The organism is Vulcaniibacterium tengchongense (genome assembly GCF_003814555.1).
GTDB lineage: Bacteria > Pseudomonadota > Gammaproteobacteria > Xanthomonadales > Xanthomonadaceae > Vulcaniibacterium > Vulcaniibacterium tengchongense.
The window spans coordinates 378353-404034 of the sequence record NZ_RKQN01000001.1; the positions used below are offsets into that span (position 1 = coordinate 378353).

At 70.3% G+C, this 25682-nt stretch carries 18 protein-coding genes and 8 tRNA genes; 20 read left to right on the forward strand and 6 right to left on the reverse strand.

All coding sequences use genetic code 11. The features are described 5' to 3' along the window. Nucleotides 1–12: 12 nt before the first annotated feature. The 4 genes from ppk1 to EDC50_RS01820 all read right to left on the reverse strand — a co-directional run bounded on the left by ppk1 (nucleotide 13) and on the right by EDC50_RS01820 (nucleotide 5989). Nucleotides 13–2103, reverse strand: a complete 2091-nt coding sequence (gene ppk1 / locus EDC50_RS01805; RefSeq protein ID WP_123768761.1) for a polyphosphate kinase 1 — start codon at nucleotides 2101–2103, stop codon at nucleotides 13–15. After that, nucleotides 2100–3434: a phosphate regulon sensor histidine kinase PhoR gene (phoR, locus tag EDC50_RS01810; protein WP_123768762.1), complete on the reverse strand. Its 1335-nt coding sequence runs from the start codon at nucleotides 3432–3434 to the stop codon at nucleotides 2100–2102. Before phoR ends, ppk1 begins: the two co-directional genes overlap by 4 nt. Before the next feature lie 73 nt (nucleotides 3435–3507). Next, nucleotides 3508–4215 (reverse strand): phosphate regulon transcriptional regulator PhoB, encoded by a 708-nt coding sequence (gene phoB / locus EDC50_RS01815; RefSeq protein WP_123768763.1) that lies wholly within the window; start codon nucleotides 4213–4215, stop codon nucleotides 3508–3510. 127 nt (nucleotides 4216–4342) lie between these two features. After that, nucleotides 4343–5989: a M48 family metalloprotease gene (locus EDC50_RS01820; protein WP_123768764.1), complete on the reverse strand. Its 1647-nt coding sequence runs from the start codon at nucleotides 5987–5989 to the stop codon at nucleotides 4343–4345. A 188-nt stretch (nucleotides 5990–6177) separates the two neighbouring features. On the opposite strand from EDC50_RS01820, the gene grxC reads away from it, so the two are divergent. From grxC to EDC50_RS01840, 4 genes are all read left to right on the forward strand, one after another. Next, on the forward strand, nucleotides 6178–6462 hold the full coding sequence (gene grxC, locus EDC50_RS01825) for a glutaredoxin 3 (RefSeq protein ID WP_242002927.1): 285 nt from the start codon (nucleotides 6178–6180) through the stop codon (nucleotides 6460–6462). After that, nucleotides 6459–6857: a carboxymuconolactone decarboxylase family protein gene (locus EDC50_RS01830; protein WP_123768765.1), complete on the forward strand. Its 399-nt coding sequence runs from the start codon at nucleotides 6459–6461 to the stop codon at nucleotides 6855–6857. Before grxC ends, EDC50_RS01830 begins: the two co-directional genes overlap by 4 nt. A 361-nt stretch (nucleotides 6858–7218) precedes the next feature. Further along, a complete protein-coding gene (locus tag EDC50_RS01835) occupies nucleotides 7219–8226 on the forward strand; it encodes an isocitrate dehydrogenase (protein ID WP_123768766.1) in 1008 nt (335 codons plus the stop codon). 253 nt (nucleotides 8227–8479) lie between these two features. Continuing rightward, nucleotides 8480–9826, forward strand: a complete 1347-nt coding sequence (locus tag EDC50_RS01840; RefSeq protein WP_123768767.1) for a Na+/H+ antiporter NhaC family protein — start codon at nucleotides 8480–8482, stop codon at nucleotides 9824–9826. A gap of 64 nt (nucleotides 9827–9890) precedes the next feature. On the opposite strand, the gene EDC50_RS01845 is transcribed toward EDC50_RS01840, so the two are convergent. Then, on the reverse strand, nucleotides 9891–10649 hold the full coding sequence (locus EDC50_RS01845; RefSeq protein WP_123768768.1) for a Bax inhibitor-1/YccA family protein: 759 nt from the start codon (nucleotides 10647–10649) through the stop codon (nucleotides 9891–9893). 271 nt (nucleotides 10650–10920) lie between these two features. Here EDC50_RS01845 and EDC50_RS01850 point away from each other — a divergent pair. The 15 genes from EDC50_RS01850 (at nucleotide 10921) to xylA (ending at nucleotide 22212) form a co-directional block, all read left to right on the forward strand. Then, nucleotides 10921–10997: transfer RNA gene (locus EDC50_RS01850), tRNA-Pro, on the forward strand. A 56-nt stretch (nucleotides 10998–11053) separates the two neighbouring features. Next, nucleotides 11054–11130 (forward strand) — tRNA-Arg (locus EDC50_RS01855). A 21-nt stretch (nucleotides 11131–11151) separates the two neighbouring features. After that, nucleotides 11152–11228: transfer RNA gene (locus EDC50_RS01860), tRNA-His, on the forward strand. Nucleotides 11229–11280: 52 nt separating this feature from the next. Then, nucleotides 11281–11356: transfer RNA gene (locus tag EDC50_RS01865), tRNA-Lys, on the forward strand. 91 nt (nucleotides 11357–11447) lie between these two features. Next, nucleotides 11448–11532 (forward strand) — tRNA-Leu (locus tag EDC50_RS01870). Nucleotides 11533–11752: 220 nt separating this feature from the next. After that, the gene (gene tig, locus EDC50_RS01875) at nucleotides 11753–13048 is read left to right on the forward strand and encodes a trigger factor (protein ID WP_123768769.1); all 1296 of its coding nucleotides are present in this window, start codon (nucleotides 11753–11755) and stop codon (nucleotides 13046–13048) included. A gap of 169 nt (nucleotides 13049–13217) precedes the next feature. Further along, nucleotides 13218–13844: an ATP-dependent Clp endopeptidase proteolytic subunit ClpP gene (gene clpP / locus EDC50_RS01880; protein ID WP_123768770.1), complete on the forward strand. Its 627-nt coding sequence runs from the start codon at nucleotides 13218–13220 to the stop codon at nucleotides 13842–13844. Nucleotides 13845–14008: 164 nt separating this feature from the next. Then, nucleotides 14009–15295: an ATP-dependent Clp protease ATP-binding subunit ClpX gene (gene clpX / locus EDC50_RS01885; RefSeq protein WP_123768771.1), complete on the forward strand. Its 1287-nt coding sequence runs from the start codon at nucleotides 14009–14011 to the stop codon at nucleotides 15293–15295. 194 nt (nucleotides 15296–15489) lie between these two features. Further along, the gene (lon, locus tag EDC50_RS01890) at nucleotides 15490–17919 is read left to right on the forward strand and encodes an endopeptidase La (RefSeq protein ID WP_123768772.1); all 2430 of its coding nucleotides are present in this window, start codon (nucleotides 15490–15492) and stop codon (nucleotides 17917–17919) included. 224 nt (nucleotides 17920–18143) lie between these two features. Beyond that, nucleotides 18144–18416 carry an HU family DNA-binding protein gene (locus EDC50_RS01895; RefSeq protein ID WP_123768773.1) on the forward strand — a complete coding sequence of 91 codons (273 nt, stop codon included), beginning with the start codon at nucleotides 18144–18146 and terminating at the stop codon, nucleotides 18414–18416. 38 nt (nucleotides 18417–18454) lie between these two features. Then, nucleotides 18455–18529 (forward strand) — tRNA-Val (locus tag EDC50_RS01900). Between the two features lie 99 nt (nucleotides 18530–18628). After that, nucleotides 18629–18705: transfer RNA gene (locus tag EDC50_RS01905), tRNA-Asp, on the forward strand. A 119-nt stretch (nucleotides 18706–18824) separates the two neighbouring features. After that, nucleotides 18825–18901, forward strand: a tRNA-Asp gene (locus tag EDC50_RS01910). A gap of 448 nt (nucleotides 18902–19349) precedes the next feature. Then, nucleotides 19350–20840, forward strand: a complete 1491-nt coding sequence (xylB, locus tag EDC50_RS01915; protein ID WP_123768774.1) for a xylulokinase — start codon at nucleotides 19350–19352, stop codon at nucleotides 20838–20840. Nucleotides 20841–20877: 37 nt separating this feature from the next. Then, on the forward strand, nucleotides 20878–22212 hold the full coding sequence (gene xylA / locus EDC50_RS01920) for a xylose isomerase (protein WP_123768775.1): 1335 nt from the start codon (nucleotides 20878–20880) through the stop codon (nucleotides 22210–22212). A 42-nt stretch (nucleotides 22213–22254) separates the two neighbouring features. On the opposite strand, the gene EDC50_RS01925 is transcribed toward xylA, so the two are convergent. Then, the gene (locus EDC50_RS01925) at nucleotides 22255–23316 is read right to left on the reverse strand and encodes a LacI family DNA-binding transcriptional regulator (protein ID WP_123768776.1); all 1062 of its coding nucleotides are present in this window, start codon (nucleotides 23314–23316) and stop codon (nucleotides 22255–22257) included. A gap of 149 nt (nucleotides 23317–23465) precedes the next feature. Between EDC50_RS01925 and EDC50_RS01930 the strand changes: the two genes are divergently transcribed. Then, nucleotides 23466–25682: an alpha-glucuronidase family glycosyl hydrolase gene (locus EDC50_RS01930; RefSeq protein WP_123768777.1), complete on the forward strand. Its 2217-nt coding sequence runs from the start codon at nucleotides 23466–23468 to the stop codon at nucleotides 25680–25682.

Consider the following 25682-nt stretch of genomic DNA (forward strand, 5'->3'; position numbering starts at 1 on the left):
CGCAGGTGCCGGTCAGCCGCAGATCTGCGACAGCAGCGTGGCCTGCGCCGAATGCGGCGGCTCGTCCGCCTGCGGGGCCAGGCGCTCGTAGCTGCCGTCGGCACGCAGCGCCCACGCGGTGCAGTTGTCGGCCAGGTAATTGGCCAGCGCCTCGTCGTAGACGCGGCGGGCCAGCTCCGGGTCGAGGACCGGGAAGCCGGTCTCGATCCGCCGCAGCAGGTTGCGCTCCAGCCAGTCGGCGCTGGAGCAGAACAGGTCGGGCGCGCCGTCGTTGGCGAACCAGTACACGCGATGGTGCTCGAGGAAGCGGCCGACGATGGAGCGCACGCGGATGTTCTCGGACACGCCGGGAATGCCCGGGCGCAGGGTGCAGGCGCCGCGCACGATCAGATCGATCCTCACCCCGGCCTGGGACGCCTGGTACAGCGCCCGCACCACCTGCGGTTCGTTCAGCGCGTTCATCTTGGCGATGATCCGCGCCGGCTTGCCCGCCCTGGCGTGCTTGGTCTCGCGGTCGATGCGCTTGAGCACGCCAGCGTGCAGGGTGAACGGCGACTGCAGCAGGCGCTTGAGCTTGATCGCCGGCGCCAGGCCCGACAGTTGCTGGAAGATCTGGTGCACGTCGTTGCCGATGTCCGGGTCGGCGGTGATCAGGCCGAAGTCGGTGTACACCCGGGCCGTGCCGCTGTGGTAGTTGCCGGTGCCCAGGTGCACGTAGCGGCGCAGCTGCCGGCCCTCGCGGCGGACGATCAGCAGCATCTTGGCGTGGGTCTTGTAGCCGACCACGCCGTACACCACCTGCACGCCGGCGTCCTGCAGGCGGTCGGCGAGGCCGAGGTTGGCCTCCTCGTCGAAACGCGCGCGCAGTTCCACCACCACGGTCACGTCCTTGCCGTTGCGCGCCGCCTGCACCAGGTGGTCGACGATCGGCGAGTCCTTGCCGGTGCGGTACAGCGTCTGCTTGATCGCCAGCACGTTCGGGTCCTCGGCGGCCTGCTTGAGCAGCTCCAGCACCGGCGTGAACGCCTCGAACGGATGGTGCAGCAGCACGTCGCCGGCGGCGACGCGCTCGAACATGCCCTCGACGCCGGGCAGCAGGCGCGGCTGGAACGGCGGGAACTTCAGCTCCGGCCGCTGCACCAGGTCGTAGACCTGGATCACCCGGTTGAGGTTGACCGGGCCGTTGATCCGGTACACCGCGTTCTCGCCCAGGTCGAAGTTCTCCAGCAGCGTGCGCACGATCTCGTCGGGGCATTGCTCGGCGATCTCCAGCCGCACCGCGCGCAGGTAGCCGCGCCCGACCAGCTCGTCGCGCAGCGCCAGGGCCAGGTTCTCGACCTCGTCCTCGTCGACGATCAGCTCGGAGTTGCGGGTCACGCGGAACTGGTACGCGCCCTTGACCTGCATGCCGGGGAACAGGTCGTCGACGAACGCCGACAGCACCGCCGACAGGAACACGAAGTCGTGCGCGCCGCCGGACACTTCCTCCGGGATCTGGATGATGCGCGGCAGCGAGCGCGGCGCGCGCACGACCGCCAGGTGCCCCTCGCGGCCGAACGCGTCCTTGCCCTTGAGCACGACGACGATGTTCAGCGACTTGTTGAGGATCTTCGGGAACGGATGCGCCGGGTCCAGGCCGAGCGGCGACAGCACCGGCATGATCTCGTCGCGGAAGTAGTCGCGCAGCCAGCGGGTCTGCTTCTCGTCCCAGGCGTCGCGGCCGAGCACGCGCACGCCGGCTTCCCACAGCGCCGGGCGCAGCACCCGGTTCCAGCATTCGTACTGGGCCTGGACCAGCTCGGCGGCGCGCTCGTGGATGCGCGCGAGCACCGTCGCCGGCGAAAGCCCGTCCGGGCCGGGCGCGAAGCCCAGGTCCTGGGCGTGGCGCAGGGTGCCGGCGCGGATCTCGAAGAACTCGTCGAGGTTGGTGCAGGAGATGCACAGGTAGCGCAGGCGTTCCAGCAGCGGCACCTGCGGGTCCTGCGCCTGGGCCAGGACGCGGAAGTTGAAGTCCAGCTGCGACAGCTCGCGGTTGAAATACAGCGCGGGATCGCGCAGCGGATCGGAGGAGTCGAGGAAGGACGGCTCGGCGGCGGCGTTCATGGCAGGGCTTCGGCAGGTGACAGCGCGAACTCGTCGCGCGGGCGCACGCGTTCGGCGCCGAAATGGCAGGAGAAGGTGCTGCCGCGGCCGACCTCGCTGGCGATGCCGAGCCGCGCCTGGTGCAGGTTCAGCACGTGCTTGACGATCGACAGGCCCAGGCCGGTGCCGCCGCTCTCGCGCGAGCGGCTGTTGGACACGCGGTAGAAGCGCTCGGTGATGCGCGGCAGGTGCGCGGCGGGAATGCCGTAGCCGCTGTCGGCGACCTCCAGCGCCGCGCCGCCGCCGGGCTCGCGATGGAAGCGGATCCGGATCGAGCCGCCGGCCGGCGTGTAGCGCACCGCGTTGCTGACCAGGTTGGAGAACGCGCTGTGCAGTTCCTTGTTCGAGCCCCACAGGTCGACGCCGGCGCTGTCCTCGACCGCGATCTCGTGCCGGCCCTGGCTCAGCGCCTGCGCCTCGCGCCGCAGCGTCGCCAGCATCGGCGCCATCGCCACGGTCTCCTCGGGCAGGCTGTCCTGCGATTCCAGCCGCGACAGGGTCAGCAGGTCCTCGACCAGCTGGGTCATCCGCTGCGACTGGCGCTGCATCTCGGCCAGCATCGGCGCCCAGTCCGGGTGTTCTTCCGGATCGAGCATGTCGAGATAGCCGTGCACCACGGTCAGCGGCGTGCGCAGCTCGTGCGAGACGTTGGCGACGAAGTCGCGGCGCATCTGTTCCAGGTGTAGCAGGCGGCTGACGTCGCGCGCGATCAGCAGCCACAGGTTCTCGGAATAGGGGATCAGGCGCAGGCTCAGCGTCGCGCCCGGGGTCCACGGCGAGGCCACCTCCAGCGCCTCGGCGTTGCGCCCCGCGGCCAGCCAGTGCGACAGGGTCAGCGGCTGCAGGCGCTGCGCCAGCGGCGCGCCGAGGTCGCGCGGGTAGCGCAGGCCGAACAGGGTGGCCGCCGCTTCGTTGAACCACTGGATGCGCTGGCTGTTGCGCTCGACCACCACGATCGCGTCGGGCAGGGCCGCCGCGGCGGCGCGGTAGGCGCGCAGCATCTCGATCAGCCGCTTCTTGCGCGCGCGCATTTCCGACTGGCTGCGGTAGAGCAGGCGATCGAGCTCGTTCCAGACGCCCTCGCTGCGCGGCGGGGCGAGGCGCTGGCGCGCGGTCAGGCGCAGCAGCACCCGGCGCAGGCGCCAGTAGTGCCAGGCCACCACGCCGAGCGCGGCGAGGGTGATCGCCGGCCACGGCCGGCCGATCGCCAGCCCGAGCGCGGCCGACGCCAACAGGATCAGGACCAGCTGGCCGAGGGTGCGGAACCAGGCGGAGCGCGCGCGCGGGGGCATGATCAGTAAAGAGTGGAGAGGAACGGGGAGCGAGTCAAAGCCGGCTCCCCGTTCGACGCTCTCCACCCGCCCCTCAGGCTTCCACCGCGGCGGAGAAGCGGTAGCCGGCACCGCGCACGGTCTGCACCATGCCGTCGAGGTGGTGCGGCTCGAGGGTCTTGCGCAGGCGGCGGATGTGCACGTCGACGGTGCGCTCCTCGACGTAGACGCTGCCGCCCCACACGTGGTCGAGCAGCTGGGTGCGCGAGTACACGCGCTCCGGGTGGGTCATGAAGAAGTGCAGCAGGCGGTATTCGGTCGGGCCGATCTGCACCGGCTGCTCGCCGCCATCGCCGCTGGCGAACACGCGGTGCGCGGCGCCGTCGATGCGCAACGGCCCCACCGCGACGCTGCCGTCCTCGTCGTCCTCGCGCGAGCGGCGCAGCACGGCGCGGATACGCGCCAGCAGCTCGCGCGCGGAGAACGGCTTGACCACGTAGTCGTCGACCCCGGCCTCCAGGCCGCCGACGCGGTCGTTCTCCTCGCCGCGCGCGGTCAGCATGATGATCGGGATCTCGCGGGTCAGCTGCTCCTTGCGCCAGCGCCGGGCCAGTTCAAGGCCGCTGGTGCCGGGCAGCATCCAGTCCAGCAGGATCAGGTCGGGGACGCGGTCGGCGATGGCGGCCTGGGCCTCGCGCGCGTCGGCGGCGTGGACCGGCTCGTACTCGCCCTTGCGCAGGGCGAAGGACACCATCTCGCGGATCGCGGGTTCGTCTTCGACTATCAGGATGCGCTTCTGCACGCGGGCACCGGGGCGGAGGCTGGGGGAAGCCGCACCAGTACACTACCGTTTTGTGACCGACCGATGACAGCGTCATCCGTGCCGTGGCGGCGCCGGGGGCCCGGCTGCGGGCCGCCGCAGGTGCGGTTCAGCGCCGCCCCAGATCCTCGTCGCGGATGCCCTGGCGCTTCAGTTCCAGGACGGTGGGCGTGATCGCGGCGATCCGCGCCTCGATCCGGGCGCGGGCGTAGTAGTCCAGGTCCGGGCGCCGCTTGAGCGTGTTGAGCTGGACCAGGGCCTGCTCGGGACGGCCGTTCAGGTAGGCGGCCTCGGCGTAGGCCTCGCCGGCGCGGATCGGGTCGCCGGCGATCTCGCAGGCGCGCGCGAACAGCTTCTGGAAGGTCGCGTCCTGGCCCGAGCGGCCCAGCAGCGGTCGCAGGATCGCCTGCGCGCGGCGGCCGGCCTCGGGCGTGGCCCGCTCGTTGAGCACGCTGGCGTAGGTCAGCGCCACCGCGCGATTGCCGGGGTTCTGCCGCAGCAAGGCCTCGAAGCGCGCGTCGGCGGCGTCGGCCTTGCCGGTGCGCGCCTCGGCCTCGGCCACGGCCAGCCCCAGCCACAGGTCGCCGGGGCGGCGCTGCAGCAACTCGGCCAGGCTTTGCGCCGCGGCCGCGGCCTGGTTGGCGCGCAGCCTGGCTAGTGCCAGGCCGTAGCGCTGCGCCTCGTCGAGCGCGCCCGCACGGGCCAGGCGCTCGTACTCGCGCACCGCCTCCTGCGGCGTGTCCGCGCTGAGCACACGCAGTCGCTCGCGCGCGAAGTCGAAGCGGCCGGTGCCGCCCTTCGGCGCGGCGGCGGCCGCGGCGACGCTGATGCCCTTGGGAAGCAGCGGATTGATCGCCCCCTCGTCGGCGAAGCTGGGCGGCTGCGGCGGCTGCTCGCGGCGGCATTCCACCGGCCCCTGCGGGTCGCGCACGCAGACCTCGGCCGCGCCCTGCGCCGCGCGGCGGATCTGCTCGGCGCGCTGCTTGGCCTCGGTGATGCGCAGGGTGGTGACCGGGTGGGTCATCAGCCAGTCCGGCGATTCGCCCCAGTAATTGGCCGCATTGCTGCGCGAGCGCGCCTGCAGCACCGCGAAGAAGTCCGCCATCGCGACCGGGTCGTAGCCCGCGCGCGACAGGGTCTGGATGCCGAGGCGGTCGGCCTCGGACTCGTTGGAACGGGTGTAGTCGATCTGCCGCTGCTGCATCAGGCCCATCGCGCCGACCATGGCCGCCTGCGCGGCGTCGTCGGAGGAGTTGCCGCCGGAGGCCTGCGCCGCGGCGATCGCGCCGAGCATCGCCAGCAGGATCGGCAACTGGTCCCGCTGCGCGCGCTCGACCCCGCGCAGCACGTGCTGCTGGGTCACGTGGGCGATCTCGTGCGAGAGCACGCCGGCGACTTCGTCCTCGCGGTCCGCGGCCAGGACCAGCCCGGAGTTGACGCCGATGTAGCCGCCGAGGGTGGCGAAGGCGTTGATCTGCCGCTCCTTCAGCAGGAAGAAGGTGAACGGCTGCTTGGGCCGGTCGCTGTTCGCGGCCAGGCGCGAGCCCATCGCGTCGAGCCAGCCGTCGAGCAGCGGGTCCTCGAGCAGGTAGTCGTAATGGCGCAGCTGCGCCAGCATCATCGCGCCGTACTCCTCTTGCTGCTTGGGCGTGAGCAGCTCGCCGGCCGAGGAGCCGATGTCCGGCAGCTCCTGCGCCGGTGCGCAGAGGCCGGCGAGGGCGAGGGTCAGGGCGGCGGAAAGCAGGATGCGGCGCAAGCGGGGCCTCGATGCGGCTCGGTAGCGCCGGCAGGATGGGGCCGGGCGCCGGCGATGGGATGAATCCGGGTTTAACCCGCCCCGGCTTCGCGCGCAACGTTTCGCAGCGTTCCGCGCGCGGGCTGGAAAAGCCGCCGGCGCGAGCCCATATTCGACCACAGCCCCCGCCGAGAGTTCAGGAGCACCGCTTGAGCAGCCCCCCCTCCGCCGCGCCGGAGATCGTGATCTATACCACCGCGATCTGCCCGTACTGCGTGGCCGCCAAGAATTTCCTCCGCAGCAAGGGCCGGACCTGGACCGAGATCCGCGTCGACCTCGACCCGGCCGAGCGCGAACGCATGGTCCAGCGCGCGCGCCGCACCAGCGTGCCGCAGATCTTCGTCGGCGACGTCCACGTCGGCGGCTACGACGACATGATGGCGCTGCACCGCGCCGGCCGCCTGGAGCCGCTGCTGGAAGGAGCCGCGGCATGAGCGGCGCCGAGCAGCCGGGCGGCGACCGCGTCGCCGAGTTCGCCGAATTCCGCCGGCGCATGAACGAGCGCATCCTGGCCGAGCCGAACCAGGTCGTGCGCCGCTTCTTCGCCCTGGACACCCAGACCTACCAGGCCGGCGCGCTGGACGTGAAGACCAAGGAGCTGCTCGGCCTGGTCGCCTCGCTGGTGCTGCGCTGCGACGACTGCATCAGCTACCACGTCGACCAGTGCCGCAAGGCCGGGGTGAACCGCGCCGAGTTCTTCGAGGCGTTCTCCGTGGGCCTGGTCGTGGGCGGTTCGATCGTCATCCCGCACCTGCGCCGCGCGGTCGACTTCCTCGACCGGCTGGAGCAGGGCGAAGCCGCGAGCCCGGCCGAGCACGGGCACGGCTGAGCCGACGCGGCGCGTTCAATGTCCCAGGTCGCGCTGCGCCGGTGGTTGCCCCTTGCGGCAAGCGGCGGCGGGGCTGGCCGCTTCCGTCGGCGCAGGCCCGGCGCAACGCGCACAGGGAACGCACAGGGAGCGGATGCGCGCCGCCCCCCGCATCCGGCCATGTCGCGCTGGACGCGGCCCTTGCCGCGGTCCCGGCGCGCCATGCGACGCGGGCCCGGCCGCGGGCGCGCGGCGCCCGCATCGTCGGCCACCCGACGATCGTTGCATCTGAAAACACTCGCCGTCTCGGGCATAATTCCGCGGCTCGACCCTTCGGCGCCGTATCCCCCCGACAGGCGCCCCCAGCCGGAAGAAAACCCCTATGACGCAGACGATTACGGTCATCCGTGGCGATGGCATCGGCCCGGAAATCATGGACGCCACCCTGGGCGTGCTCGACACGATGAACCTCGGCCTGCAGTACGAGTTCGCCGATGCGGGGCTGGTCGCGCTGGAGAAGCACGGCGAGCTGCTGCCCGCGGCCACCCTGGATTCGATCCGCAAGAACCGCATCGCGCTGAAGTCGCCGCTGACCACGCCGGTGGGCGAGGGCTTTTCCTCGATCAACGTCGAGCTGCGCAAGCGCTTCGACCTGTACGCCAACGTGCGCCCGGCCAAGTCGTTCCCGAACACCAAGTCGCGCTTCCCGTCGGGCGTGGACCTGATCACCGTGCGCGAGAACACCGAGGGCGCCTACATCGGCGAAGGCCAGCAGCTGAGCGAGGACGGCGAAACCGCCGTGCTCACGCAGAAGGTCACCCGCCGCGGCTCCGAGCGCATCGTCCGCTACGCCTTCGAGCTGGCCCGCAGGACCGGCCGCAAGAAGGTCACAGTGGTGCACAAGGCCAACATCCTCAAGTCGACCTCGGGCCTGTTCCTGAAGACCGCGCGCGCGGTGGCGGCGGAGTACCCGGACATCGAGTGCAACGAGATGATCGTCGACAATACCTGCATGCAGCTGGTGATGAAGCCGGAGCAGTTCGACATCATCGTCACCACCAACCTGTTCGGCGACATCATCTCCGACCTGTGCGCCGGCCTCGTCGGCGGCCTCGGCCTGGCGCCGGGCGCCAACATCGGCACCGACGCGGCGATCTTCGAAGCCGTGCACGGCTCCGCGCCGGACATCGCCGGCAAGGGCATCGCCAACCCGTGCGCGCTGCTGCTCGGCGCCGCGCAGATGCTCGACCACCTGGCGCTGCCGGAGCAGGCCACGCGCCTGCGCACGGCCATCGTCGCCACGCTGGAAGCCAAGGATTCGCTGACGCCGGACCTCGGCGGCAGCGGCACCACCCAGTCGTTCGCCAAGGCGATCGCCGGCCGGCTCTGAGCCGCCGCGGCGGTTCGGCTTCACGCGACGGGGCGCTTCGGCGCCCCGTCGGCGTTTCCGGCGGCCGGATCGCGGACCGTGCCGCCACGCGGCGACCGCGGGCGCGGCATGGCCGATCGGAGCGGGCCTCGTGCGCCGCCGCGGGGCCGCCGGCTCTGCCGCGGCGCACGCGACAGCGTTCCGCCGGCCCGCTCGACAAAGCCCTTGCTGCACTGCAGAATCCGTCGATTCTTCCTTTCATTCGGATAGAAAGATGAATGACTCGGCGGCCGCCGCGGCCGGGAACGTGGCTCCCAGCGCGCTGGCGCTGACCCCGTTGCTGCTGTTCCTGGCGCTGTTCTTCGGCGCCGGGCTGTATTTCACCGCGCACGGCGAGGCGATGGGCTTCTACCAGCTGCGCGCGCCGGTGGCGATCCTGCCGGCGCTGGCGCTGGGCGCGTGGCTGGCGCGCCGCGCCGGCGTGCCGCCATTGCCGACCCTGCTGGCCGGCATGGGCCATCCGAACGTGATGCTGATGTGCCTGGTGTTCCTGCTCGCCGGCGCGTTCGCCACGGTGTCCAAGGCGATCGGGGCCGTCGACGCGGTGGTCGCGCTGGGCCTGGGCAGCCTGCCGCCGGGGCTGATCCTGCCGGGGCTGTTCCTGGTGGCCAGCTTCATCTCGCTGGCGATCGGCACCTCGATGGGGACGATCGCGGCGGTGGTGCCGATTGCCCTCGGCGTCGCCGATGCCGCCGGCCTGGACCAGGCGCTGGTGCTGGGCGCGGTGGTCGGCGGGGCGATGTTCGGCGACAACCTGTCGGTGATCTCCGACACCACCATCGCCGCGACCCGCAGCCAGGGGTGCCGGATGCGCGACAAGTTCCGCGAGAATTTCAAGATCGCCTTGCCGGCGGCGCTGGCGACGGTGGCGGCGCTGGCGTGGCTGGGCGAAAGCGCGCCGGTGGCGCCGCCGGAAGAGGGCGCCAGCGCCTGGCTGGCGCTGCCGTACGTGGTGGTCCTGGTGCTGGCGCTGGTCGGCCTGGACGTGGTCCTGGTGCTCGGCATCGGCCTGGCGCTGGCCGGCGTCTCCGGCCTGCTGCTGGGCGAGGCCTACGATCCGGCCAGCTTCGCCGCCGACATCTACAACGGCTTCGACAGCATGGTCGAGATCACCCTGCTGTCGCTGCTGATCGGCGGCCTGGCGGGGCTGATCCGGGCCACCGGCGGGCTGGACTGGCTGGCGAAGGCGATCGCGCGCTTCGCCGGCGAGCACGCCGGCCGCCGCGCCGGCGAGTTCAGCATCGCCGCGCTTTCCGCGGGCAGCGATGCGCTGACCGCGAACAACACCGTCGCTATCCTGGTCAGCGGCGACCTGGCGCGCGACATCGCGCAGCGCCACGGCATCGCCCCGCGGCGCAGCGCCAGCCTGCTCGACATCTTCTCGTGCGTGGTGCAGGGGCTCCTGCCGTACGGCGCGCAGGTGCTGCTCGCGGCGTCCCTCGCCGGGCTGTCGCCGCTGGCGATCGCCGGCAAGGTCTACTACTGCTGGGCGCTCGGCCTGGCCGCGATCGCGTTCGTTCTGTTGCCGGCGCGCGGCGCGCGGGCCGGGCGCGCCGATTGAGGAACCCCGGAACGGAAAAGGGCGCCCGCGGCGCCCTTTCCGATGCGCGCCGGGGCGGCCGGCGTCAGTCGCGCGACTGCAGCTTCGCGAGCAGGCGCAGGAACTCGACGTACAGCCACACCAGGGTGACCATCAGCCCGAACGCGGCGTACCACTCCATGTACTTGGGCGCGCCCTGCTCGGCGCCGCTTTCGATGAAGTCGAAGTCGAGCACCAGGTTCAGCGCGGCGATCACGACGACGAACAGGCTGAAGCCGATGCCGATCAGCCCCGATTCGTGGATGAACGGCACGCGGACGTCGAACAGCCCGAGCACGATCGTGACCAGGTAGACCAGGGCGATGCCGCCGGTGGCGGCGGCGACGCCGAGCTTGAAGTTCTCGGTCGCGCGGACCAGCCCGGAGCGGTAGGCCAGCAGCAGCGCGAACAGCGTGCCGAAGGTCAGCATCACCGCCTGCATCACGATGCCGGGATAGCGGTGCTCGAACATCGCCGAGACCGCGCCCAGGAAGAAGCCCTCCAGCAGCGCGTACAACGGCGCGGTGACCGCCGACCAGGCGGGCTTGAACGCGGTGACCAGCGCCAGCACCAGGCCGCCGATCATGCCGCCCCACAGGTACGGCCCGGCACCGACCGCGCCCGCCTCCGTGAAGCTGACCTGGTTCCAGGCGAAGGCGGCGGTCAGCACGCACAGCAACAGCAGCAGGCCGGTCTTGTTGACCGCGCCGGCGAGCGTCATCGCCCCGCCGTCGCGGCGCACCACCGTGCCGCTGGCGAGATCGAGGAAAGTGGATTCCTTCAGTACCGGGTTGCCGCTGCGCATGTTCGCTCCTTGGTGGTTCCCCCTGGGATTGCGCCGTGAGGATACCGCAAGCGCCTTGCAGGAAATGGCAAAGGAGCCCGAGCGGCCGTGCGCCGGGCGCGGATCGCGCGCCGCAAGTCGCCGGCGCGAGTCGCGTCCGGCGAGCCAGGCGCCGCGTGCGCGCAGGCCGGGCACGCGGCGCGGTCGGCGCGTCGTTGCGCGTTGACAGCGAGGCTGCCGCCGACCAAACTATCCGGCCTTTCGTGGCTTTGGCGCGCGGAAGTCCCGGTCTCGGGGTATAGCTCAGCCTGGTAGAGCGCCAGCTTTGGGAGCTGGATGTCGTGGGTTCGAATCCCTCTGCCCCGACCAGAGTTCCGCCCGGCTGGGGCAGTGCCAACGGTGCGTCGGTTAAGATGTCCGAGTCGGCGCCCGTAGCTCAACCGGATAGAGCACCGGCCTTCTAAGCCGGTGGTTGCAGGTTCGAGTCCTGCCGGGCGCGCCAACGCGACGAAGAAGCTTTACGGTGGCTGTAGCTCAGTTGGTTAGAGTACTGGATTGTGATTCCAGTTGTCGGGGGTTCGAGTCCCCTCAGCCACCCCAAACCTGTTGCGAAACCGGCGCATGGATTGCTATAGTTTCGCTCCTGACGTACGGGCCGTTAGCTCAGTTGGTAGAGCAGTTGACTCTTAATCAATAGGTCCTAGGTTCGAATCCTAGACGGCCCACCAAACCGAAGAAGCACCTGGCCCGCCAGGTGCTTTTTTCTTGTCCGGGCACCGGCCTAGAATCGCGCATCGGATGCCGCGGAGCCGCGGCCGCGCGAAAGTGGCGGAATTGGTAGACGCCCTGGATTTAGGTTCCAGTGCCGCAAGGCGTGCGGGTTCGAGTCCCGCCTTTCGCACCACCGTCCCCGCCCCGATGCCGGCGCGCCGATACGGCGCATGGCCGCTCCCGGCCTGCGGCGCGCTTCCGGCCCCCGCCGCTGCGCGCGCTGGCGGCGGCGTCCGTAATCGGCGAAACTACCCAGTTCCGCAGGCCGGCGACGCTCCGGCGCGCCCGCGGTGCGGGCGGACCAGTCAACACAACATCGTGCCGCGGCGGCCGCCGCGGCGGCAGGAGTGGATATGCAAGTTTCGGTCGAATCGCTCGGCGCCCTCGAACGGCGCATGACCTTCAGCCTTCCGGCGGAGCGCCTGGAGGCCCAGGTCGGCGGCCGCCTGCGCGAGATCGCGCGGGGCGCCAAGATCAAGGGGTTCCGCCCGGGCAAGGTGCCGGCCAAGGTGATCGAGCAGCGGTTCGGCGCGCAGGTGCGCGCGGAGGTGCTCGACGGCCTGCTGCGCGAGAGCTTCGGCAACGCGGTGCGCGAGAACGCGCTGCAGATCGCCGGCAGCCCGCGCATCGAGCCGGCGGGCGAGGGCGGGCTGTCGTACGTGGCGACCTTCGAGGTCGTGCCGGATTTCGGCGAGATCGACGTCTCCAAGCTGCAGGTGGTGCGCCACACCGCCGAGGTCACCGAGGCCGACATCGATGCGATGATCGAGAACCTGCGCCTGCAGCGGCGCACCTGGAACCCGGTCGAGCGCGCCGCCGCGGTCGGCGACGCGGTCGAGCTCGAGACCTGGTCGGAGGTCGAGGGCGAGCGCCTGCCGGCCGAGGGCGTCGAGCGTGGCGCCACCGTGATCGGGTCGGGCGCGATGTTCCCGGCGATCGAGGCGGCGCTGACCGGCATGGCCGCCGGCGAGGAGAAGGCCATCGAGGTCGAGTTCCCCGCCGACTGGCGCGTGCCGCAGTTCGCCGGCAAGAAGGTGCTGGTGCACCTGAAGGCGACCAAGGTGTCCGAACCGGTGCTGCCCGAGGTCGACGCGGCGTTCATCAAGAGCTTCGGCGTGAAGAGCGGCGAGCTCGAGCAGTTCCGCGCCGACATCCGCACCAACCTGCAGCGCGAGCTCAAGGGCGCGCTGATGACCCGCCTGCGCCGCGAGGTCGGCGAGCAGCTGATCGCCGCCTACGCGCACGTCGAGATGCCGCCGAAGCTGGTCGAGAACGAGGCCCGCGACATGGCCCGCCAGACCATCGAGCAGGCCCGCCGCCAGGGGCGCCAGATCGGCGAGATCCCCGCCGACGCGCACCTGCCGTTCATGGACGCCGCGCGCAAGCGCGTGCTGGTCGGCCTGCTGGTGGGCGAGATCGCCCGCCGCAACGAGCTCAAGCTGGAGCCGCGCCGCCTCACCGAGACCCTGAACCTGATCGCCTCGACCTACGAGGAGCCGGAGCAGGTGATCGAGCTGTACCGCAACGATCCGCAGCTGATGGCCGGCCTGCAGGCGCGGGTGATGGAGGAGCAGGTGATCGACTGGATCGCCGAGCGCGCCCAGCACACCGAACAGCCGCTGTCGTTCAACGAAGCGATCCGGGTGTAAGGTCGAGGGCGGAACGGCGCGGGCGCTTGCAGGAACGGGCAAGCGGCAGCGGGCGGCCGGCGCGAATGCCGGGCGCCCGCGCAACGCCCGCCGCTCCGGCCACTTGCGCTCCGCCCCGGATGCCCCCAACTTGCGAACGCCCCAGCCCCACAGACCAGGTGCCGCCCGCATGGACAATCTCACCAAAGCCCTGAACCTCGTGCCGATGGTGGTCGAGCAGACCAGCCGGGGCGAGCGCGCCTACGACATCTACTCGCGCCTGCTGAAGGAGCGGGTGATCTTCCTGGTCGGCCCTATCGACGACCACGTCGCCAACGTGATCGTCGCGCAGATGCTGTTCCTCGAGGCCGAGAACCCCGAGAAGGACATCAATCTGTACATCAACTCGCCGGGCGGCATCGTCACCGCCGGCCTGGCGATCTACGACACCATGCAGTACATCAAGCCGGACGTGAGCACCATCTGCGTCGGCCAGGCGGCCTCGATGGGCGCGCTGCTGCTGGCCGCGGGCGCCCAGGGCAAGCGCCTGGCGCTGCCGAACTCGCGGGTGATGATCCACCAGCCGCTCGGCGGCTTCCAGGGCCAGGCCACCGACATCGACATCCACGCCCGCGAGATCCTGACCCTGCGTCAGCGCCTCAACGAGATCCTCGCCCGCCACACCGGGCAGGCGCTGGAGACGATCGCCCGCGACACCGAGCGAGACAACTTCAAGGGCGCCGAGGCGGCGCGCGAGTACGGCCTGGTCGACCAGGTGCTCGAGCGCCGTCCGGAAGAGACGATCCAGCCGACCTGAACGCGTTCCGAAAAGACTTCCTGGTCAAATCATTGATCCGGCGGCGATTCCGGGCACCCTCCGGCCTGCGGGGCAGGCCGGAGCGCTGTGTTATTCTCGGGCCGCACCGCTGAACGCGTCCGGCTCGGGCGGGTTCAAGACATGAGCACCATTTGGGCACAAGCATGAGCGACGACCGACAGGGCCGCAGCACCGGCGACAGCAACAAGATTCTCTACTGCTCGTTCTGCGGGAAAAGCCAGCACGAAGTCCGCAAGCTGATCGCGGGCCCGAGCGTATTCATCTGCGACGAATGCGTCGAGCTGTGCAACGACATCATCCGCGAGGAGCTGGAGGAGAAGGCGCAGGCTTCGCGCAGCCACCTGCCCAAGCCCAAGGAGATCCTCGAGGTCCTGGACCAGTACGTGATCGGCCAGCAGCGCGCCAAGCGCACGCTCGCCGTGGCGGTGTACAACCACTACAAGCGGATCGAGAGCCGGCAGAAGAACGACGACGTCGAGCTGGCCAAGTCGAACATCCTGCTGGTCGGCCCGACCGGCTCGGGCAAGACGCTGCTGGCGGAGACGCTGGCGCGCCTGCTCAACGTGCCGTTCACGATCGCCGACGCCACCACGCTGACCGAAGCCGGCTACGTCGGCGAGGACGTGGAGAACATCATCCAGAAGCTGCTGCAGAAGTGCGACTACGACGTCGAGAAGGCGCAGCAGGGCATCGTCTACATCGACGAGATCGACAAGATCTCGCGCAAGAGCGACAACCCGTCGATCACCCGCGACGTGTCCGGCGAAGGCGTGCAGCAGGCGCTGCTGAAGCTGATCGAGGGCACGGTGGCCTCGGTGCCGCCGCAGGGCGGGCGCAAGCATCCGCAGCAGGAGTTCCTGCAGGTCGACACCCGCAACATCCTGTTCATCGTCGGCGGCGCGTTCGCCGGCCTGGACAAGATCATCCAGCAGCGTTCGACCGAAGCCGGCGGCATCGGCTTCGGCGCCAAGGTCAAGAGCGCGCAGCGCAAGACCGACGTCGGCAAGATCCTGGCCGAGGTGGAGCCTGAGGACCTGATCAAGTTCGGCCTGATCCCCGAGTTCGTCGGCCGCCTGCCGGTGGTCGCCACGCTCGAGGAGCTGGACGAGGCGGCGCTGGTGAAGATCCTGACCGAGCCGAAGAACGCGATCACCAAGCAGTTCAAGAAACTGTTCGAGATGGAGGGCGTGGAACTGGAGTTCCGCCCCGACGCGCTGACCGCGATCGCGCGCAAGGCGCTCAAGCGCAAGACCGGCGCCCGCGGCCTGCGCACCATCGTCGAGGCGGTGCTGCTGGACACCATGTACGAGCTGCCTTCGCTGGAGAACGTGAGCAAGGTGGTGGTGGACGAGTCGGTGATCGAGCACAAGAGCGAGCCGTACCTGATCTACCAGACCCCGCCCGCCCCGAAGGTCGCCTCGGCCGACTGAGCCGACCCGGCAGTCCGTCACGCTTCGGCCTAAGTGGCTGAAGCGCAAGCGCTTAATGAACGTTTAGCGGCCCGCCTCGCGCGGGCCGCTTGCATCTTGTCGCGCAGGTCCCCATAACCGTCGCCAGGGCCCCGCGCCGGGCCGACGCCTTCGGACCCGCGCGCGGTCCGCACCCCGCTTCACCGGAGTTCCCCATGACCCAATCCACCGAACGCGAGACGCTGGCCCTGCCGGTTCTGCCGCTGCGCGACGTCGTCGTCTTCCCGCACATGGTCATCCCGCTGTTCGTCGGCCGCGAGAAGTCGATCCGCGCCCTGGACCTGGCCATGGAGGCGGACAAGCGGATCCTGCTGGTCGCGCAGAAGTCGGCCGAGACCGACGACCCGCGCGCGGCCGATCTCTACAACGTCGGCACGCTCGCCCAGGTGCTGCAGTTGCTCAAGTTGCCGGACGGCACGATCAAGGTGCTGGTCGAGGGCGTCGCGCGCGTGCGCGTGCGCGACGTGGCCGAGCGCGACGGCGCCCTGGCCGGGCGCGCGGAGGTGCTCGAGCCCGAGCTCGACCGCGAGGAGCGCGAGATCGAGGCGATCGCGCGCTCGCTGATGGGCCTGTTCGAACAGTACGTCAAGACCAACCGCAAGCTGCCGCCGGAGCTGATGCAGACGCTCGCCGGCATCGACGACCCGGGGCGCCTCGCCGACACCATCGCCGCGCACCTGGGGGTGCGCCTGGTCGACAAGCAGAAGCTGCTGGAGCTCAACGGCGTCGGCGCCCGCCTGGAGCTGCTGGTCGGCCTGGTCGACGGCGAGATCGACGTGCAGCAGCTGGAGAAGCGCATCCGCGGCCGGGTCAAGTCGCAGATGGAGAAGAGCCAGCGCGAGTACTACCTCAACGAGCAGATGAAGGCGATCCAGAAGGAGCTCGGTGAGATCGACGACTCGCCCAACGACATCGAGGAGCTGACCCGCAAGATCGCCGAGGCGGGCATGCCCAAGGCGGTGGAGGCCAAGGCCAAGGCCGAGCTCAACAAGCTCAAGCAGATGTCGCCGATGTCGGCCGAGGCCGCCGTGGTGCGCAACTATCTCGACTGGCTGCTCGGGGTGCCGTGGAAGAAGCGCACCAAGGTGCGCAAGGACCTCAAGGCCGCGCAGGACGTGCTCGACGCCGACCACTTCGGCCTGGAGAAGGTCAAGGAGCGGATCCTCGAATACCTCGCGGTGCAGTCGCGGGTGAACAAGATGCGCGGCCCGATCCTGTGCTTGGTCGGCCCGCCGGGCGTGGGCAAGACCTCGCTCGGGCAGTCGATCGCCAAGGCCACCAACCGCAAGTTCGTGCGCATGTCGCTCGGCGGCGTGCGCGACGAGGCCGAGATCCGCGGCCATCGCCGCACCTACGTCGGCTCGATGCCGGGCCGGATCGTGCAGAACCTCAACAAGGCCGGTTCCAAGAACCCGCTGTTCGTGCTCGACGAGATCGACAAGATGTCGATGGACTTCCGCGGCGACCCGTCCTCGGCGCTGCTTGAGGTGCTCGATCCCGAGCAGAACAGCGCGTTCAACGACCACTACCTCGAGGTCGACCTCGACCTGTCCGAGGTGATGTTCGTCGCCACCTCCAATTCGCTGAACATCCCCGGCCCGCTGCTGGACCGCATGGAAGTGATCCGCATCCCCGGCTACACCGAGGAGGAGAAGCTCAACATCGCGATGCGCTACCTGCTGCCGAAGCAGATCAAGGCCAACGGCCTGAAGCCGGAGGAACTGAAGGTGGCCGAAGGCGCGGTGCGCGACATCGTGCGCTTCTACACCCGCGAGTCGGGCGTGCGCAGCCTCGAGCGCGAGATCGCCAAGATCTGCCGCAAGGTGGTCAAGGAGCTGGCCATGGCCGGCCCGCGCAACCGCAAGGGCGCGGTCAACGTCACCTCGAAGAACCTCGACAAGTACCTGGGCGTGCGCCGCTACGACTTCGGCCGGGCCGAGGAGCAGAACGAGGTCGGCCTGGTCACCGGCCTGGCCTGGACCGAGGTCGGCGGCGACCTGCTGCAGGTCGAGGCCACGCTGGTGCCCGGCAAGGGCCAGCTGCTGCTGACCGGCCAGCTCGGCGACGTGATGAAGGAATCGGCGTCGGCGGCGCTGTCCGTGGTGCGCGCGCGCACCGAGCAGCTCGGCATCGACCTGGACTTCCTGCAGAAGCACGACGTGCACGTGCACGTGCCGGAAGGCGCCACGCCCAAGGACGGCCCGAGCGCGGGCATCGCGATGGCGACCGCGCTGGTGTCCATCCTGACCAGGAACCCGGTCAAGGCGGACGTGGCGATGACCGGCGAGATCACCCTGCGCGGCCGCGTGCTGCCGATCGGCGGGCTCAAGGAGAAGCTGCTGGCGGCGCTGCGCGGCGGCATCCGCACCGTGGTCATTCCGGAAGAGAACCGCAAGGACCTGGCCGACCTGCCCAAGAGCGTGACCCAGGGCCTGAAGATCGTGACCGCGAAGTGGATCGACGAGGTGCTCGACATCGCCCTGGAGCGACCGCTGACGCCCGCCGCGTCCTCGCAGCAGAACGAAGGCGAGGTGACGGTGCGCGAAGGCGCGCAGGCCGTCGCGCAGGCCGGAGTCAAGCACTGACGGCGCGGTCGGTCGCGGGCGAGCGCGAAGGCGCTGCAAGGCCCGTCGTTGCAGGCTTTCGCGCTTGCAGCCCCCAAATACCGCTGGTATAACGACGGCGACCGCGCGGAACCCCTGAAAATCAGGGCTCCGCGCGGATAGTCGATCGGAAGGGGGCTGCCGCGCGCTGGTTCTCCACCGGTTATCAAACATGCGGCAACAATCCGCACAGGGAGTCAAATCGAATGAATAAGGCTGAGTTTGTTGGTGCCGTCGCCGAGGCCGCCGAGCTGTCCAAGACCGACGCCGCCAACGCGGTCGACGCCGTGATCAGCGTGATCACCAAGGCGCTGAAGAAGGGCGACTCGGTGACGCTGGTCGGCTTCGGCACCTTCGAGGTGCGCAAGCGCGCCGCCCGCCAGGGCCGCAACCCCAAGACCGGCGAGACCATCAAGATCAAGGCCTCGAAGAACCCGTCGTTCAAGGCTGGCAAGGCGCTGAAGGATGCCGTAAACTAACGCCCGCCGCCGACGCCCCGGCGTCGGCACCGCAAAGCGGGTGCTTAGCTCAGCGGTAGAGCGTCTCCCTTACAAGGAGAGGGTCGGGGGTTCGAAACCCTCAGCACCCACCAGATTCAGGTCCCTCTACCAGAGCCCGTACGCTGCGGCGTGCGGACGTTCCGAAGAGACCGGACGAGGTTTCGCGGAAGCGCAAGTGGGTTTCGAAGTGCGGAGTGGTAGTTCAGTCGGTTAGAATGCTGGCCTGTCACGCCGGAGGTCGCGGGTTCGAGTCCCGTCCACTCCGCCAGTAACGCCAAGGGCGCCGGAAACGGCGCCTTTGTTTTCGACGGTCGCGCCGTCGCGCCGCAGCGCGCGCCGGATGCGAGGCGCCGAAGGCGCAAGCAGCGGTTGTGCAAGTACGAAAACGGAGCGGTAGTTCAGTCGGTTAGAATGCTGGCCTGTCACGCCGGAGGTCGCGGGTTCGAGTCCCGTCCGCTCCGCCACTGTTCGAGAGCCCGCCGCAAGGCGGGCTTTTTTGTGGCCGGCGCGGCGCGCGCGTCCCGGCGGCGTCGCGCGAGGCGGCGGCGGAATGCCCGCGATCGCTTGCGTCGCTCCCGGGCCGCCTGGTGGCGTGAAGATCCAGCCGCGGCCCGGAAACCGGGACGCGACGCCGGGATCCCGGAACCCGGCGGCGCCCGCGGAAAGCGCGAGAATCGGCGTGGCGGCGAATCGCACCGGGCGGAAACGTCATCGTGCCGAATGCGGGGCCATGCCGGCGTGGTTTTTCGCAGTGCAGCATGTCCTTCCCGCGATCGCTGGTAGAGTTGTCCCGTCTCCCGGACCCGCCCGATCGCGAACCGCCACGATGAACCCGAGTGCCGCCCTCACCAGCGAGCCTTTTTTTTGCGGCTCGACTGTTAGCGCTACCATTGCGTTTCCGGGAGCGCGCGCATGAGCCTGGTCGTCGGCCTGGACGTCGGCACGCAGAGCGTCAAGCTGCTGGCCTACGACGCGGATGCGGCGCAGGTGGCCGCGCTGCACGGTCAGCCGCTGGAGCTGGTCGCGCGCGACGACGGCACGCGCGAACAGGAAGCGCAGTGGTGGATCGAGGCGATCCGCGCCTGTTTCGCCCGGCTCGATCCGGCGCTGCGCGCGCGTGTGACCGCGATCGGCGTGTCCGGGCAACAGCACGGCTTCGTGCCGCTGGACGCGGCCGGGCGGGTGCTGGCGCCGGTGAAGCTGTGGTGCGACACCAGCACCCAGCGCGAATGCGACGAGATCATGCAGGCGCTGGGCGGCGAATCCGCCTGCGTCGAAGCGGCGGGCAATCCGATCCTCGCCGGTTACACCGCGTCGAAGCTGGCCTGGCTGCGCAAGCATAGGCCCGAGGCGTACCGCGGCCTCGCCACCGTGCTGCTGCCGCACGACTACGTGAACTTCTGGCTGACCGGCGAACGCTGGATGGAGTGCGGCGACGCCTCCGGTACCGGTTGGTTCGACGTGCGCCGCCGTGCCTGGTCGCCGCAGGTGCTGCGCGCGATCGATCCCGAGCGCGACCTGGGCCGCTGCCTGCCGCCGCTGGCGGACGCGGGCGCGACGTTCCCGCTGGCGCCCGCGATCGCCGACGAACTCGGCTTGCCGCGCACGGTGCGGGTGTCGGTCGGCGGCGGCGACAACATGATGGCGGCGATCGGCACCGGCAACGTCGTGCCGGGGCGGCTGACGATGAGCCTGGGCACGTCGGGCACGCTGTTCGCGTTCGCCGACCGGCCGGTGGTCGACCCGCAGGCCGGCTGGGCCGCGTTCTGCGCCTCTTCCGACGGCTGGCTGCCGCTGATCTGCACGATGAACTGCACGGTGGCGACCGAGCTCGCGGCGCGGCTGTTCGGCCTCAAGGCGCAGGACGCCGAGGCGCTGCTCGCGCAGACCGCGCCGGGCGCCGGTGGCGTGCTGCTGCTGCCGTTCTTCAACGGCGAGCGCACGCCGAACCTGCCCGGGGGCCGCGGCGCGCTGTTCGGGCTCGACCCGTTGAACACGGCGCCGGCCAACGTCTACCGCGCGGCGATGGAAGGCGCCACCTACAGCCTGCGCCACGGCTACGACGCGTTCGTCGCGGCCGGCCTGCGCTTCGAACGGATCTGCCTGACCGGCGGCGGCAGCAACAGCCCGGCGTGGCGGCAGATGGTCGCCGACGTGTTCGAGCTTCCGGTCGAAGTGCCGGAGCAGAGCGAGGGTGCCGCCTTCGGCGCCGCGCTGCAGGCGCTGTGGGCATCGCAGCGCGCGCGCGGCGGCGCGAGCCTCGCCGAGCTGGCGCAGGCGCACGTGCGCATGCGCGCCGACCGCGCGGCGGCGCCGGATCCGGAGCGCGCCGCCGCCTACCGCATCCACTATCGGCGTTTCCTGCGCCACCTCGATGCCGTCCGTCCGCTCTACGCGGCCTGACCGGCGCCCCCACTGAGCCATCGAAAAAGAGACCGCAATGAGCCAGAACTACTTCATCGGCGCGAAGGAATACTTCCCCGGCATCGGCCGGATCCCGTTCGAGGGGCGCGACTCGGACAACCCGCTCGCGTTCAAGGTCTACGACGCGAACCGGAGGATCGGCGACAAGACGATGGCCGAGCACCTGCGCTTCGCGGTGTGTTACTGGCATACGTTCACCAACGCCGGCCACGACCCGTTCGGCCCGGGCACCCGGCGTTTCCCCTGGGAGGCGGGTTCGCCGATGAAGACCTGCGAGGCCAAGGTCGACGCCGCGTTCGAGTTCTTCACCAAGCTGGGCGTGCCGTACTACTGCTTCCACGACGTCGACCTGGCGCCGGACGCCGACGACATCGGCGAGTACGAGAAGAACCTCAAGCGCATGGTGGCGCTGGCCAAGGAGCGCCAGCAGGCCACCGGGGTGAAGCTGCTGTGGGGCACGGCGAACCTGTTCTCGCACCCGCGCTACATGAACGGCGCGGCGACCAACCCCGACTTCGCGGTGGTGGCGCGCGCGGCGGTGCAGGTGAAGGCGGCGCTGGAAGCGACGGTGGAGCTGGGCGGCGAGCACTACGTGTTCTGGGGCGGCCGCGAAGGCTACGCCAGCCTGCACAACACCGACATGAAGCGCGAGCTGGCGCATTTCGCGCGCTTCCTGACGATGGCGCGCGACTACGGCCGCAGCATCGGCTTCAAGGGCTATTACCTGATCGAGCCCAAGCCGATGGAGCCGATGAAGCACCAGTACGACTTCGACAGCGCCACCGTCGCCGGCTTCCTCAAGGCGCACGGCCTCGAGAAGGACTTCAAGCTCAACATCGAGGCCAACCACGCCACGCTGTCGGGCCATACCTTCGAGCACGACCTGCAGGTCGCCTCCGACCACGGCCTGCTGGGCAGCATCGACGCCAACCGCGGCAACCCGCAGAACGGCTGGGACACCGACCAGTTCCCGACCGACCTCTACGACACCGTCGGCGCGATGATGGTGGTGCTGCGCCAGGGCGGCCTGGTCGGCGGCCTGAACTTCGACGCCAAGCCGCGCCGCGAGTCCACCGACATGGAGGACCTGTTCCTCGCCCACATCGGCGGCATGGACGCGTTCGCCCGCGGCCTGGAAGTGGCGCACGCCCTGCTCAACGATTCGCCGTGGGAACAGTGGCGCAAGCAGCGCTACGCCAGCTTCGACAGCGGCGCGGGCAAGGATTTCGCCGACGGCAAGCTGTCGCTGGCCGACCTGCATGCGCTGGCGCTGCGAAACGGCGAGCCGAAGCAGATCAGCGGCAAGCAGGAGCGCTACGAGAACCTGCTCAACCAGTACCTGCTGCGTTGATGCGGCGAGGCCGGGGCGCGGAGCGCCGCGCTCCCGGCGGCCTCATCTGGCGGCGGCCGGCGGCGCGACCGAATCGCGCCTGATCAACTGATGCGCCACGACATGATCGACCACCACCCGAGTCTCGCGATCCTTGCGCCGGATGTTGCGCAGCAGGATGTCGATCGCGGCATCGGCCATCGAGGCGATCGGCTGGCGGATCGTGGTGAGCTCGGGCCAGACGGTCGTCGCCGCGGAGGTGTCGTCGAAGCCGACCACCGACAGGTCACCGGGCACGTCGAGCCCGCGGCGGTGCGCCACCGAGACCACGGCTGCGGCCATGTCGTCGTTGGCGGCGACGATCGCGGTCGGCGCCTGGCGGCGGGCGAGCAGCTTCTCCGCGGCCTCGAGCCCGGAGCGGTAGGTGAAGTAGCCCTGCTGCGCGAGGACGTTGTCCGGGGCGATGCCGGCTTCGCGCAGCGCCGCCTGGAACCCTTCGAAGCGGCGCGCGCTCGCGGTCTGGTTCGGGTGGCCCTTGATGTAGCCGATGCGCTGGTGGCCCAGGCCGATCAGGTGCTCGGTGATCTCGCGGCTGGCCTTGAAGTCGTCGATGCGCACGTGCGAGATGGACTCGTCGAAGCGGCCCGATGCGAGCGCCACGACCGGGATGCCGTCGCCGACCAGTTCCGAGATCACCGCCTTGGATTCGCACAGCGGCGGCGGCAGCACCACGCCGGCCACGCTCTTGGCCAGCGCGCGCGCGGCGCCGCGTTCGGCCTTGGCGTCGAGGTTCTCCCAGGAATCGATGACCAGCTGCGCGCCGGTGCGGGCGGTGCCGCGCAGCGCGCCGACCAGCAATTCGCTCAGGTAGGCCGAGCTCGGGTTGGTGTAGATCAGGGCGATGCGTGTGCCCTGCGCCGCGGCCAGCGCGCGCGCCGCGAGGTTCGGCGTGTAGCCCAGTTCGCGCACCGCGCGCATCACGCGCTCGCGGGTGGACTCGCGGACGTTGCCGTTGCCGTTGACCACGCGCGACACGGTCATCGGCGACACGTTGGCCAGCGTGGCCACTTCGTGGATGGTGACGGCCTGGCCCTTGCGGCCGGTGGATTTCCTGGTTGGGGTCATGGTCCGTTCCTGGATCAGTCAGCGGCCGCGGGCGCGGAGCGCGATCGGAGCATGATGCGCGCTTTCTCCGGCCGGATAAAAACCGCTCGCTTCATGTTAACGGTAACAGTCCCGGCCGGCGAACCCGCTGCCGGCCGGCGGAGGGGTGGATGAAGGGGATCGGCGGACCGGGCGCGGCGCGCGCCCGCAAGGGCTTCGATTGGCGCCGCGCGGTCGCCGGCATCTGCTTGCTGGCGGCAGCGCTCGGGTGCGGAGCGGCGCAGGCCGAGGACGGCTACGAGCTGTGGCTGCGCTACCGGCCGATCGAGGCCGCGCGCGCGGACGGGTACCGCGCGTTCGCCACGCAGCTGCTGGCCGGCGCGGCGACGCCGACGCAGGCCGCGACCCGCGAGGAACTGCAGCGCGGCCTGAGGGGGCTGCTCGGCGCGGCGCCGCCGCTGGCGGAACGGGTCACGCGCGACGGCGCGCTGGTCGTCGGCACGCCGGCCTCGTCGCCGACGATCGCGGGGCTGCGCCTGGACACCGAAGGCCTGGGCCGCGAGGGCTACCTGATCCGCAGCGTCGTCGTCGATGGCCGCAAGGCGACCGTCGTCGCCGCGAACGACGACGCCGGCGCGCTGTACGGGGCGTTCCATTTCCTGCGCCTGCTGCAGACCCGCCAGCCGCTCGACCGCCTCGACCTGCGCGAGGTCCCGCGCCTGAAGCTGCGCGTGCTCAACCACTGGGACAACCTGGACCGCCACGTCGAGCGCGGCTACGCCGGCGAATCGATCTGGGACTGGCACAAGCTGCCGGACTGGCGCGACCCGCGCTACGTCGACTACGCCCGCGCCAACGCCTCCATCGGCATCAACGGCACGGTGCTCAACAACGTCAATTCCAACGCGCTGATCCTCACGCCGATGTACCTGGAAAAGGTGAAGGCGTTGGCCGACGTGTTCCGCCCGTACGGCATCCGCGTGTACCTGTCCGCGCGCTTCTCGGCGCCGCGGGAGATCGGCGGCCTGGGCACCGCCGACCCGCTCGACCCGCGCGTGCGCGCCTGGTGGAAGGCCAAGGCCGACGAGATCTACCGCCACGTGCCCGACTTCGGCGGCTTCCTGGTCAAGGCCAATTCGGAAGGGCAGCCGGGGCCGCAGGACTATGGCCGCAGCCACGCCGACGGCGCCAACATGCTCGCCGACGCGGTGGCGCCGCACGGCGGCGTGGTGATGTGGCGGGCCTTCGTCTATTCGCACGAGACGCCGGACGACCGCGCCAAGCAGGCCTATGCCGAGTTCGTGCCGCTCGACGGCCGCTTCCGCCCGAACGTGATGGTGCAGGTCAAGAACGGCGCGATCGACTTCCAGCCGCGCGAACCGTTCCACCCGCTGTTCGGCGCGATGCCGAAGACGCCGCTGATGATGGAGTTCCAGATCACCAAGGAGTACCTCGGCTTCGCCACGCACCTGGTCTACCTCGGCCCGCTGTTCGAGGAGACGCTGCGCGCGGACACGAAGGCGAAGGGCGAGGGCTCGACGGTGGCCCGGGTGATCGACGGCTCGCTGCACGCCGACACGCTGCAGGACCCGCTCACCGGCATGGCCGGCGTGGCCAACATCGGCGCCGACCGCAACTGGAGCGGCTCGCACTTCGACCAGGCCAACTGGTACGCCTACGGGCGGCTGGCCTGGAACCCCGACGCCTCGTCGAAGGCGATCGCCGAGGACTGGGTGCGGATGACCTTCTCCAACGATCCGCGCTTCGTCGCGCCGGCGGTCGGCATGATGGTGGCCTCGCGCGAGGCGGTGGTCGACTACATGACCCCGCTCGGCCTGCATCACCTGATGGGGCGGGGCCATCACTACGGGCCCGGGCCCTGGGTCGACGGCGGCCCGCGCGCGGACTGGACCTCGGTGTACTACCACCGCGCCACCCGCGAGGGGATCGGCTTCGACCGCAGCGCCAGCGGCAGCAACGCGGTGGCGCAGTACGCGCCGGCGGTGGCCGCGGAGTTCGGCGACATCGCGCGCGTGCCGGAGCCGTTCCTGCTCTGGTTCCACCACGTGCCCTGGGACCACCGCATGCGCTCCGGGCGCACGTTGTGGCACGAACTGGTGCACCGCTACACCCGCGGCGTGGACGAGGTGAAGAAGATGCGCGCGGCCTGGGACGGGCTCGCGCCCTACGTCGATGCCGAGCGCCATCGCCAGGTCGCCGCGTTCCTGGCGATCCAGGAGAAGGAGGCGCAGTGGTGGCGCGACGCCAGCCTCGCGTACTGGCAGAGCCTCAACGGCCGCGCGCTGCCGCCGGGCTACGCGCCGCCGCCGAAGCCGCTGCGGTACTACCAGTCGCTGGAGTTTCCGTACGCCCCGGGGAATGGCTGA